Annotated in this window: 13 protein-coding genes; 5 read left to right on the forward strand and 8 right to left on the reverse strand. The window is 70.7% G+C overall.

All coding sequences use genetic code 11. From position 1 onward, the window contains the following. The first annotated feature begins 134 nt into the window (after window positions 1–134). Entirely contained in the window at window positions 135–1,028 is an 894-nt protein-coding gene (locus tag CRP55_RS51100) for an IS982 family transposase (RefSeq protein WP_097327380.1), read from the forward strand. 21 nt (window positions 1,029–1,049) lie between these two features. On the opposite strand, the gene CRP55_RS51105 is transcribed toward CRP55_RS51100, so the two are convergent. The 3 genes from CRP55_RS51105 to CRP55_RS54260 form a co-directional block, all read right to left on the reverse strand. Further along, window positions 1,050–2,729 (reverse strand): carbohydrate-binding domain-containing protein, encoded by a 1,680-nt coding sequence (locus tag CRP55_RS51105; protein WP_097329375.1) that lies wholly within the window; start codon window positions 2,727–2,729, stop codon window positions 1,050–1,052. 84 nt (window positions 2,730–2,813) lie between these two features. Then, complete coding sequence (locus CRP55_RS54255) at window positions 2,814–3,521, reverse strand: ATP-binding cassette domain-containing protein (protein WP_218855233.1); 708 nt, start codon at window positions 3,519–3,521, stop codon at window positions 2,814–2,816. Then, entirely contained in the window at window positions 3,452–4,051 is a 600-nt protein-coding gene (locus CRP55_RS54260; protein WP_218855235.1) for an ABC transporter transmembrane domain-containing protein, read from the reverse strand. Before CRP55_RS54260 ends, CRP55_RS54255 begins: the two co-directional genes overlap by 70 nt. Window positions 4,052–4,317: 266 nt before the next feature. On the opposite strand from CRP55_RS54260, the gene CRP55_RS51115 reads away from it, so the two are divergent. Continuing rightward, on the forward strand, window positions 4,318–5,127 hold the full coding sequence (locus CRP55_RS51115) for an SDR family oxidoreductase (protein ID WP_097329376.1): 810 nt from the start codon (window positions 4,318–4,320) through the stop codon (window positions 5,125–5,127). 50 nt (window positions 5,128–5,177) lie between these two features. Further along, entirely contained in the window at window positions 5,178–5,729 is a 552-nt protein-coding gene (locus tag CRP55_RS51120) for a hemerythrin domain-containing protein (RefSeq protein ID WP_097329377.1), read from the forward strand. Between the two features lie 3 nt (window positions 5,730–5,732). On the opposite strand, the gene CRP55_RS51125 is transcribed toward CRP55_RS51120, so the two are convergent. Both CRP55_RS51125 and CRP55_RS51130 read right to left on the reverse strand, forming a co-directional pair. Continuing rightward, the gene (locus CRP55_RS51125; RefSeq protein ID WP_245924031.1) at window positions 5,733–6,782 is read right to left on the reverse strand and encodes a spore photoproduct lyase family protein; all 1,050 of its coding nucleotides are present in this window, start codon (window positions 6,780–6,782) and stop codon (window positions 5,733–5,735) included. A gap of 14 nt (window positions 6,783–6,796) precedes the next feature. After that, the gene (locus CRP55_RS51130) at window positions 6,797–7,618 is read right to left on the reverse strand and encodes an SDR family NAD(P)-dependent oxidoreductase (RefSeq protein WP_097329379.1); all 822 of its coding nucleotides are present in this window, start codon (window positions 7,616–7,618) and stop codon (window positions 6,797–6,799) included. Window positions 7,619–7,705: 87 nt separating this feature from the next. Here CRP55_RS51130 and CRP55_RS51135 point away from each other — a divergent pair, with 87 nt between their 5' ends. Next, window positions 7,706–8,329, forward strand: coding sequence for a TetR family transcriptional regulator (locus CRP55_RS51135; protein WP_218855236.1), 624 nt, complete (start codon window positions 7,706–7,708; stop codon window positions 8,327–8,329). Here the strand turns inward: CRP55_RS51135 and larC are convergent. From larC to larE, 3 genes are read right to left on the reverse strand one after another with little or no spacing between them, the layout of a single operon-like run. Beyond that, the gene (gene larC, locus CRP55_RS51140; protein WP_097329381.1) at window positions 8,280–9,518 is read right to left on the reverse strand and encodes a nickel pincer cofactor biosynthesis protein LarC; all 1,239 of its coding nucleotides are present in this window, start codon (window positions 9,516–9,518) and stop codon (window positions 8,280–8,282) included. The two genes, CRP55_RS51135 and larC, sit on opposite strands and share 50 nt — an antisense overlap. Then, on the reverse strand, window positions 9,515–10,234 hold the full coding sequence (gene larB, locus CRP55_RS51145) for a nickel pincer cofactor biosynthesis protein LarB (protein WP_097329382.1): 720 nt from the start codon (window positions 10,232–10,234) through the stop codon (window positions 9,515–9,517). The genes larC and larB overlap by 4 nt, the downstream gene beginning before the upstream one ends. Then, window positions 10,227–11,078 carry an ATP-dependent sacrificial sulfur transferase LarE gene (larE, locus tag CRP55_RS51150; RefSeq protein ID WP_097329383.1) on the reverse strand — a complete coding sequence of 284 codons (852 nt, stop codon included), beginning with the start codon at window positions 11,076–11,078 and terminating at the stop codon, window positions 10,227–10,229. Before larE ends, larB begins: the two co-directional genes overlap by 8 nt. A gap of 67 nt (window positions 11,079–11,145) precedes the next feature. On the opposite strand from larE, the gene CRP55_RS51155 reads away from it, so the two are divergent. Beyond that, on the forward strand, window positions 11,146–11,371 hold a 226-nt coding region (locus tag CRP55_RS51155; protein ID WP_218855238.1), incomplete at its 3' end, for a LacI family DNA-binding transcriptional regulator.

An 11,371-nucleotide genomic window follows, 5' to 3' on the forward strand; every position in this document is an offset into this window, starting at 1 on the left:
CTAGACGAGTAATTCCTAACGCCTTCTAGTCGCGTGTACATGCACAGGTGCACTGCACACATGTCGTGTGCAGGTGACATGCATACGTGCAGATGTAGTCAGGCGTAAAGGTGAAGGGTGTTGATGATCCGTTTGTGACGACAGACCTCAACACCCTTCTGACCGCACTGTACGTGAAGATCGACGACTGGCTCGGGCGGCCACCTCGGGTCGGGCGCCCACCCAGGCTTTCCGACGCTGAACTGCTGACCGTGGCGGTGGCTCAGGCCCTGCTCGGGATCCGCTCGGAGGCCCGGTGGCTACGGTTCCTGCCACGGCATCTACCCGGCGCGTTCCCCTATCTGCCCGGGCAATCGGGCTACAACAAGCGTTTGCGAGCGGCGCTGCCGTTGCTGAAACGAGCGATCCGGCTGATCGCCGCCGACACCGATCTGTGGCACGACGATGTGTGGGTCACCGACTCCACGCCGGTGGAATGCGGACGGTCCCGGCCGACCGTCAAACGCTCCGAGCTGGCCGGCTGGGCCGGCTACGGCTACTGCTCGTCACACTCGCGGTTCTTCTGGGGACTGCGCCTGCATCTGATCTGCACCCCGGCCGGGCTGCCGATCGCCTGGTCCCTGGCCACCGCCAAGACCGATGAGCGGCACGTCCTGGCCGCCGCTCTGGAGGAAGATCCACAGCTACTGACGTCGCGGGCCGGGCAGATCATCATCGCTGACAAGGGCTACGTGTCCGCCGAACTCGACCGGTGGCTGACCGAGCGTGGAATCCGGTTGCTGCGACCGTCTTACCGCAACCGCACCCCACACCCCGGTGAGCACCTGCTCAAACCCGTTCGTCAGCTGATCGAGTCAGTCAATGACACGCTCAAAGGCCAACTCGATCTGGAACTGCACGGCGGCCGCAGCATCGAAGGCGTCGGCGCCCGCGTCGCCCAACGCCTGCTCGCCATGACCGCCGCGATCTGGCACAACCGCACCACCGGACAACCCCTGACCAGGTCACTGATCGCCTACGACCACTAATCCGAATAAGGACTTACTCGTCTAGTTGGACTGGCGCTCGTACGCCCCGGCGTCGACCCCGCTGCCGTAGAGGCGGGGAAGGTTGTCGAGGTCGGTCGTCACCCCGTACGCGCTGACGCCCCTGTTCCTGGCCGGTGAACCGGTCTGCAGGTGATAGTCGGTGCTCGACACGAACAGCGGGTTCGCCGCGGTCGAGGAGGGCGCGATGCCGCCCTCGGTGCTGGTGTTGGCGGTCGAGGTGACGCCGTTGTAGTACTCGCCGTAGTAGACGTTGTGACCCTCGTCGATCGGCTGATAGGTGAAGCCCGACTGGTCGGCCTCGACGATGTTGTTGTGGAAGGTCGCGTCGGCGTCCCGGCCGACGATCAGCACGCCGGCGTCGGGGTTGCGCAGCACGAAGGTGTTGTTCGTGATGACCGTGTTCTTGACGACGCCGAAGTCGCCCTCGCTGCCCTGCACGTTGATGCCGAGGACCTGACCGGCGCTGAACGAGGCCGACGTGGTGACCAGGTTGTCGAAGAAGCGCGTGTTCGCCGTCCGGTTGTCGCCCAGCTCGGAGAAGGTCTGGTTGTCGACGGCGACGTTGTGGTGGACCGACGTGCCGACGCCGCCGAAGATCTCCACGGCCGAGCCGTCGAACTGGAAGTCCGGCGACGGGCCGACGTTGCGGCTGATCGTGTTGTGGTCGATCTCGACGTCGTCGGCGTCGAGGACCACGATGCCGCTCGCGCCGTAGTCGTCGTTCGGGCCGCCGGGGGCGATGACGGTGGTGTTGTCGGTGACGGTGCTCGCGGTGACGCGCAGCCGGTGCGCGCCGTCCATCGCCTGAATGCCGATGGCGTTGCCGGTGGCCGTCACGCCCTGCACCTTGGCGTCGGGGGCGTTCACGACCAGACCGATCTTGTCGGCCTGGCCGGCGTTGCGCACGTGCACGTCCTTCACCGTCACGAGTGGGGCGCTGATGGTGATCGGGTAGGTGCTGCCGCCGCCGTCGAAGACCGGGCGGGCGCCACCGCCGTACGAACCATAGGTGACCCCGGCGTTGTCGGCGACCAGGGCCGCCGTGGCGAACGTCTGCCCCGTCTTGAACAGGACGGTGGCGCCGGACGGGAGGTTCGCCGCGTTGACGTCGCTGATCGCGTCCCACGCGGTGGCGGCCGAGGTGCCGTTGCCGCCGGCGGGAGCGGTCTGGTCGACGTAGTAGACCGGCCCGGTGGCGGCCGGCACCGCGGTGACCCGGTCCACCCACAGCTCCCGGGCGATGCAGTCGCTGTTGTGGTACGCGTTGGGGAAGCTCACGGCGATCGTGTGCGCCCCGGCGGCCCAGTTGCCGGTCACCGTGTAGTCGGTGTAGGTCGTGGCCGAGACGGTGAAGGTCCCGGCGGTCACACCGTCCACCTTGACCACCATCTGCGCCGCCGCCGGGCCGCAGATCTCCTGCCGGGCCCGGACCTTGTAGGCCGAGGTGGGGGCGGTGCCGTTGGTGACCGACAGCGTCACGCTGCTGGGGTCCCACATCTCCACGGCGGCCCCTCCGCCGGCCGCCGTCTCCGATGCCGCCTTGGCGTTCGAGGTGGGCGAGATGACGCCGCTTTCGAACTCCCCGGTCACGTCGGCGAAGGCCGGCGCGGCCGAGACGGCCAGCAGGGCCGTGGTGACGGCGAAGGCGGCGCCCCCGCGACGCCAGGTGGTGCTGTACACAGAAGACCTCCAAGATCGGTGATCTTCTGTGTATCAGAGAGTAGGTGAACAGAGCCAGAACGTTACAGCGACAGAAGTGGATTTTCAGCCGACCGGGATGCGGACCACCCGGGTCGGTGAGACGTCGAGATGGGTGTCGTGGGTGATCAGGATGGTGGTGCGCCCGGCCATCAGGCGGCGCAGCGGGCCCATGATCCGGGCCGCCGATTCGCGGTCCAGGCCGGCGGTGGGCTCGTCCAGCACCAGGACGGGGGTGTCGCGCAGCAGGGCCCGGGCGATGGCCACCCGCTGGCGCTGGCCGCCGGAGAGCAGCCGGCCGCGGTGGCCCACGTCGGTGCGGTAGCCCTCGGGCATCGCGGTGATGAAATCGTGGGCGTCGGCGGCGCGGGCCGCGGCCTCGACCTCCCACGCGGTCGCCGACGGGCGGCCGTAGGCGATGTTGTCGTAGAGGCTGCCGGCGAAGAGCTGGCTCTCCTGGTGCAACAGGGTGACGTTGGCGCGCAGCGTGCGCACCGGCAGGCGCCGGATGTCGACGCCGTCGAGCAGGATCCGCCCGGCCGTCGGGTCGTAGAAGCGCAGCAACAGCTTCGTCACGGTCGACTTGCCGGCGCCGCTCGGCCCGGCGAGCAGCACCAGGTCGCCGGGATCGGCGGCGAACGACAGCAGACCGCCGAGGCTCACCCGGCCGGCCGCCAGCTCCCACACGCCCAGGCCCAGGACGGTCAGCACACAGATCGTCTCGACGACACCGACCAGAGGACCGTAGAGGGAGGCCAGCCGCGTCTCGGCCATCCGCGCCCGCAACCAGACCAGGCCCTGCCGGTGCAGCCGTTGCCGGCCCGCTCCTCGGCCGCGGCCGCCTGGAACCGGCCGCCGATCGCCCGCGACACCAGCCAGAACAGAGGGGCCAGGGCGAAAGAGGCGAGAGCGAGGTCCCAGCGTACGAGCAGAGCGGCCATGGCGAACGCGATGACGCTGACCGCCGCGGTGGCCGTGCGGACCAGGCCGGACACGACGAAACCCTCGACCGATTCGAGGTCGTCGGTGAGCCTGGTCATCAGGTCGCCGAGGCGGCTCTGGTCGAGGAAGTCGAGCGGGATGCGCTGCACGTGCGCGAACACGCGGTCGCGTAATCGCAACAGGAATCGTTCACCGGCGAGCGTCACCAGAATGCCCGCGGAAAAGGAGGCGACAGCGCCCGCGACGGCGATCGCCAGCCACGATATCGCCGAGCCCCAGAATGCGCCGAGATCGGCCCCGCGCCCATTCTTACTTCCTTCTGCCCACCGGAGTGGGTGCCGGCCCGACAGGACCGGCCCCACTCAGTTCACCTGCACGTGCGACCCGTCAGTTCCCGTCGCGGCGCGGCTCGAACTTCTTCTTGCCCTTCTTCTTCAGCTCGGCCGGCGGGCGGGGCAGCTCTTCGCGCTTCTTCGGGAGGATGTTCTGGAACGCCATGTCCATTCCCTTTCTTTTGTTCTTCGCCGTGCGGCGCTTACGGGGAGAAAGCTATTTTCGGAAATTGTCCGGCCGATATGCGGAACCTGGGAATCGCATAAGCTCCCGATGACGGGGTAATCACCGGGGCATGACTGTGCGCTATGACGGATACGACAGGATTGCGGTGGTGACGGGCTCCGACTCCGGAATCGGCGAGGCGATCGCGGTGGCGCTCGCCCGGTCCGGCTTCGACGTGGGCATCACCTACCGGTCGGACGACAGCGGCGCCAAGGCCACGGCGGAGAAGGTGCGCGCGGCCGGCCGCCGGGCCGAGATGCGCCACCTCGATCTGACGGAGCTGCCCGGGGCGGCGGACGTGGTGGACGAGCTCGCGGACGCCCTGGGCGGCCTGGGCGTGCTCGTGAACTGCGCCGGCACCGGCATCGCGACGCCGGTCATCGACACCGGGTACGAGCAGTGGCGCGAGGTGCTCGCGGTCGACCTGGACGGGCCGTTCCTCTGCGCCCAGCGGGCCGCCCGCCGCATGTCGGCCGCCGGCCGGGGCGGCCGGATCATCAACATCACGAGCGTGCACGAGCACGCGCCGCGGGTGGGCGCCGGGGCGTACTGCGCGGCCAAAGGCGGTCTGGGGCTGCTGACGAAGGTGATGGCGCAGGAGCTGGCGAGCCACGGCATCACCGTCAACGCGGTCGCGCCGGGCGAGATCGCCACGCCGATGACCGGCAACGAGGACGTCGACCCGTTCACCGTGGACCGTCCCGGCATCCCGGCCGGCCGGCCCGGCGACGCCAACGAGGTGGCGGCGGTGGTCGCGATGCTCGCCGGCCCTCAGTCGGCCTACGTCACCGGCTCGTCCTGGGTCGTCGACGGCGGCATGCTCCTGATGGGCCCGCAGGCCGGATCCCACCTGACGACGGACGAGTGGCGCGAGGGATAGACGGTCCCGGCCGGGGTAATCGGACGGTCCATCGATGCCGAGGAGCCATCATGACCAACGACGTGGTCGACGTCCTGACCAGCGACCACCGGGACGTCACCGCCCTGATCGGGGAGATCTGGACGATCCGTGACCCGATGATGCGGCGCGATCTGACCGACACCGCGATCAGCGAGCTGGTCCGTCACGCCGTCGCCGAGGAGATGTACGTCTACCCGGCGATGCGCAAATACCTGCCGGACGGCGACAAGGCCGTCGAGCACGACACCGAGGAGCACAAGGAGCTCGAGGAGACGATGAAGCGCCTCGAGGACCTCGACGTCTCCAGCCCGGAGTTCGACGAGGCGCTGCGCAAGCTCGAGGAGGTGCTGCGCGACCACGTGCGGGACGAGGAGTCGGAGCAGTTCCCCGAGCTGCGTCGCGTCGTGCCGCGTGGCGAGCTGGTCGAGCTGGCGGGCAAGGTCGAGACGGCCAAGAAGCTGGCGCCGACCCGGCCGCACCCGAGCGCGCCCAACGCCGAGCTGTTCCACAAGCTCGTCGGCCCCGGCGTCGGCCTGGTCGACCGGCTCCGCGACAAGCTCACCGGGCGCGCGACGAAGTAGACGTCAGAAGGCGTACCGCACGCGGCAGTAGGGAATCCGCTCGGCGATCAGGTCCGTCAGGGCCTGGACGTAGTGACCCTTGCTGCCGGTGCGGTAGCGCACGTTCCAGCTGCCGTTCTGCGACCGCTTCGGCTGCTGCAACTCGGGGCGCCAGAGCAACTCCTCGGCCTTCGGATGCCAGCCCAGGTTCACCTCGTGCAGGTCGCGGTTGTGGGTCAGGAAGATGACCTCGCAGGCGAGCTGCTGCCGGGCGGCGTCCCCGATGCCGGCGTCGAGCTGGTCGAAGAGCTCCGACCAGGCCTCGAGCCAGCCGTCGCGCACCACGACCGGGCTGAAGTTGACGTGAACCTCGTAGCCGGCGGCCACGAAGTCGTCGATCGCGGCGATCCGCTCGGCGATGGGCGAGGTGCGGATGTCCAGCAGCTTCGCGTCGGCCTGCGGCATCAGCGAGAAGCGGACCCGGGTGCGCCCCTGGGGATCCCAGTCGAGCAGGTCCCGGTTCACGTATTTGGTGGCGAACGACGCCTTCGCCGTGGGGATCCACCGGAACAACTCGACGAGGTCGCGCACGTTGTCGCTGAGGAGCGCGTCCACGCTGCAGTCCGAGTTCTCGCCGATGTCGTAGACCCAGGCCACCGGGTCGCACTCGTTGCCGGCCGGCTTCACGCCCTGCCGGGCGGCGTGCCGTTGCACGTACCCCGAAATCTTGTCGATGTTGGCGAAGACGGTGATCGGGTTGGAGTAGCCCTTGTGCCGCGGCACGTAGCAGTACGCGCAGGACATGGCGCAGCCGTTGGCGGTCGACGGCGCGATGAAGTCGGCTGAGCGCCCGTTGGGACGGGCGCTCAGCGACTTCTTCACCCCGAGGACGAGTGCCTCTTGCTTGATACGTACCCACCGATTCACGTTCGACTCATCCCCGTACAACTCGGGGATGCGATTGTGCGACTCGACCTCCACCAGAGTGGCCTCGGGGAAGCGGGCCAGGACCTCTTTGCCGCGCGGCAGCTCGGCCGCGGCCGCCTCGTAGTAGATCCGTCTGATGTCGAGCACAAATCCCACCGTACCTAGTCGAAGTCCACCGATCGGCCGAGCTCGGCCCACCGGGCGTCCTCCGCGTTGAGGATCGCCATCTCACCGCGCACGATGTCGACGGCATCGCGGCCGAGCGGCAGGTGCAGCGGCGGCTGCTCCATCGCGGCCACGTCGAGCAGGACCCGGGCGACCTTGACCGGATCGATCGGCTCCTGGCCGCCCCGCTGGCGCAGGAACTCCCCCATCGCGCCGACGGTGCCGGCATAGTTCGCCGAGACGGGCGGGATCTCCATCGACGAGCCCGACCAGTCCGTACGCATGGCGCCCGGCTCGGCCAGCGTGACCTTCACGCCGAGCGGGCCGGTCTCCTTGGCCAGCACCCCGGAGAAGCCCTCGACGGCCCACTTACCCGACTGGTAGGCGCCCACACCCGGGGCGGTCCCCCGCCCGCCGACCGAGGTCACCTGGATGAAGTGCCCCGCGCGGCGCTCGACGAAATGCGGCAGCGCCGCCTTGGTCACATACACGGTCCCGTAGAAGACGGCGTCCATCTGGGCGCGGAAGTCGTCGAGCGTGATGTCCTCGATCGGCACGAGGTTGGCGTAGCCCGCGTTGTTCACGACGACGTCGAGGTGCCCGAAGGCGGCGATCGCGGCGTCGACGGCCGTCTGCGCCTGAGCGGCGTCGGTGACGTCGAGGACCAAGGGCAACAGCTTGTCTCCGTACGCCGCGGCGAGCTCGCCGAACGAGTCGACGCTCCGCGCGGTGGCCGCGACGCGGTGCCCCGCGGCGAGGGCCTCCTCGACGATCGCGCGCCCGAGACCGCGGGAACTGCCGGTGACGAACCAGTTCATTGCTTGCTCCTTCGTTTCGCTCTGCACCCGAAGTTAACGCAACATGCTTGCGCTAACAACGCAAGGAGCTTGCGTTATCATGGTGTCGTGCCACACACCTTTCAGCGCGCCCGCTCCACCGAGGCCAAGGAGGAACGCATCGCGGCCCTCCTGGCGGCCGCGCGTTCACTGGCCGCTCCCCAGGGCCTCCGCACGGTCACGCTGACCGAGATAGCCCAGGCCGCGGGCGTCCACGTCTCCGGCGTGCGCCGCTACTTCGGCTCCCGCGAGGAGATCTTCCTGACGCTGGCCGCCGAGGAGTGGACCGCCTGGGCGCAGGCGGTGGCGACCCGGCCGAGCGGCGACGGCCTGGCCGCGACGCTGGCCGGGACTCTCGCCGAGCGCCCGCTCTTCTGCGATCTTCTGGCCCACGTGCCGCTCAGCCTGGAGCGCGAGGTCTCGGCCGAGGCCGTCCGCGACTACAAGCTGACCGCCCTGACCGCCCTCGAGGTGCTGCTCGACGCCATCACCCGCGGGTCAGACCTCTCCCGCGAGTCCGCGCAGGACCTGGTCGCGGCGGTCACCAGCATCGCCGGCAGCCTCTGGCAGATCGCCCATCCCCCGGCCACGCTGGCGCGCCTCTACGCCGAGGACGAGCGGGTGGCCCACGCCGCCTCCGACTTCACTCCCCGCCTGACCCGCCTGACCGAGGCCCTGGTTCGAGGCCTGTAGGCAGCAGCGCTCCCACGGCGAGGCCGCTCGCGGCCGCGGCGGCGAGCGCCTCCTGGAGCACGGCCCGCTCGGGGCGGCCCTGCCGCGCGGCGAGGGCGGCCACGTCGGCGAACTCCGGCATGACCTGCACGATCACCCCGTCCAGATGACCGACTTTGATCGGCACGGCCACGCCTCCGACCTCGACCGCCACGAAGAGTCGCGGCAGCGCGGTCTTGGCTCGCGGCGACTCCCGGACGCCCAGCGTGCTCGTGTCCCGGAAGATCCTGGCTCGCAGCGCGCCGACCGCCGAGGGCTCGCAGAGCACGCTCAAGGTCTGCGCGGGCCGGCCCTTCTTCATGAGGATCGGCACCAGCCAGGCGTCCGAGGCTCCCGCGGCCATCAGCCCCTCGATGACCCCCGGCCACAGCCGCGGGTCGAGGTCGTCCACATTCGCCTCGAGCAACACGGCCGGCTGGGCGGCGGCAACCGGATCCACGGCGCCTACGAAGACCCGGACCACGTTCGGGCGGCCGGGGGTGTCGCGGCCGCCCGCGCCGACGCCGATCGCCACCGGGGACATGGGTGGGAGGTCCTCGCAGCGGCCGGCCAGGGCCCGGATCACCGCCATGCCGGTCGGTGTCGCGAGCTCACCCGGGCCGCCCGAGCGGACCCGCCAGCCGCGGGAGAGCTCGGCGACGGCCGGGGCGGGCACCGGCAGCTCGCCGTGGGCGGTGCGCACCCGGCCGGAGCCGAGGGCGACCTCCCCCGCCGAGACCGTGCTGACGTCGAGGTCGTCCAGGGCGGCGCACACCCCGACCACGTCGGCGATGGAGTCGAGCGCGCCGACCTCGTGGAAGTGCACCTCGTCGGCGGCGACGCCGTGCACCGCCGCCTCCGCCTCGGCCAGGCGCCCGAACACGGCGACCGCCCGGTCGCGGACGCCCGGCCGCAGATCGGCGACCGCGAGCATGTCGCGGATGCCCCGCCACGCGCGGTGCGGCAGGTCGCCGGCCACAGGGCGCACATCGGCTTTGAGCGCCCGCAGGCCGGCGCGGGAGACGGTACGTACGCTGATCTCAACGGAACCGGGGACGACCGCCTCGACGGCCGCGCGGAGGGCTTCGAGGCCGGCTCCGGCGTCGTGCAGGGCGGCGAGCAGCATGTCCCCGGCCACCCCGGCCGACGCGTCGATCCAGGCGTGCCTCATGCGGGGGCCGCGATCTGGGCCGCCAGATGCCCGGCCCCGTAACCGTTGTCGATGTTGACCACCGCGACGCCGGGCGCGCAGGCGTTGAGCATGGACAGCAGGGGCGCCAGGCCGCCGAAGGCGGCCCCGTAGCCCACCGAGGTCGGCAAGGCCACGACCGGGGCCGCGATCAGGCCGGCGACCACGCTGGGCAGGGCCCCGTCCATGCCCGCGGCGACCACGACGACCCGGGCCCGGCGCAGGAGCGGCAGGTGGGCGAGGATCCGGTGCAGACCGGCGACCCCGACGTCGACGACGAGTTCGGTCTCCCGGCCCAGATACCCCGCGGTGAGCATGGCTTCCTTCGCCACTCGCAGGTCGGATGTTCCGGCGGCCACCACGACGACCAGCCCACCCGACGGCGCGGGCGGCTCCGGCGGATGGGCCAGGAGGCCCGCGTCCGGGTCGTAGAAGGCATCCGGCAGCTCACCCAGCACGGCCGCGGCGTGCTCCGCACCGGCCCGCGTGAACAGGGTGACGCCCGCTCCCCCACTCGCCGCCGCGATCGCCGCCACCTGGACCGGCGTCTTCCCTTCGCAATAGACGGCCTCGGGATAGCCGCGCCGGGCGTAACGCTCGGCGTCGAGTCGAGCGAAGTCCGCGAGCTTCGCGGACTCGGCCTGGTGGGTGCCGTTCGGGTGGAGGGGCGGATCCGTGAGAGGGGCGGAGTCAGGCATGGGTGGCCGCTACCAGGGGGAGGGTGAAGGCGCCGGACTGGATGCCGGTGGCCAGGTCGAGGGCGGCGAAGCGGAAGCCCGCGGCCACGACCGCGGCATGGATGTCCTCGCGGAGGGTGGTCACCGCGCGGACCAGGTCGTCGGCGGGGAGCTCGACGCGGGCCACGTCGCCGTGGTGGCGCACCCGCAGGTCGCCCAGGCCGAGGCGGCGCAGGGCGGACTCGGCGGCCTCGATCTGGGCCAGTTTCTCCCTGGTCACCGGGGTGAAGTGCGGGATGCGGGAAGCCAGGCACGGCGCGGCCGGCTTGTCGGCGCTGGGCAGGCCGAACGCGTGGGCCAGGTGGCGTACGGCGGCCTTGTCGAGGCCGGCGTCGGCCAGCGGGCGCAGGACGCGATGGTCGGTGGCGGCCCGGCTGCCGGGGCGGTCGGGGCGGCGGGCGTCGTCGGCGTTCTCACCGTAGGCAACCGCGTCGAGGCCGTGCGCGGCCACCACCTCGTCGTCGATGCGGGTGAAGAGCTCGTGCTTGCAGTGGAAGCAGCGATCGGGGCCGTTGGCCTGATAGGCGGCCACCTCGCCCTCGTGGGTGCTGATCTCGACCACCGGGACCCCGATGTGCCGGGCGACCGTGTGGGCGCCTTCCCGCTCGTCGGCGGCCAGACTGGGCGAGACGCCGAGGATCGCCACCACGCGGCCGGGCCCGAGGATCCGGACGGCCAGCGCGAGCAGCACCGACGAGTCGACCCCGCCGGAGAAGGCCACCCCCAGGCGGTCGACGCCGGCCAGCAGATCCGTGACCCGCCCGACGGCGTCGTCGGCCGGGGCGGCGGTGGGATGATCGGTCATGATCCTTATTTGATGCCCGGTTCGGGTGGGGCGGCAAGCGGTTGCCACATGTTGCGGGAGGTGTGTGGTGGCTGAGCGGGCGCCGACGATCTACGACGTGGCCCGGGCGGCGGGGGTCGCGGCGTCGACCGTGTCGCGGGCGTTCGCGCGGCCGGGGCGGGTGAACTTCGAGACGGCCGAGCGGATCCGGCGGGTGGCGGCCGAACTCGGCTATCGCATGAGTCCACTCGTGCGGGAACTGCCGTCCGGGCGTACACAAATGATCGGTCTTGGTGTCGCTGACATCGGGAACC

The sequence above is a fragment of the Paractinoplanes atraurantiacus genome (assembly GCF_900215205.1).
In the GTDB taxonomy this organism is placed as follows: Bacteria; Actinomycetota; Actinomycetes; order Mycobacteriales; family Micromonosporaceae; genus Actinoplanes; species Actinoplanes atraurantiacus.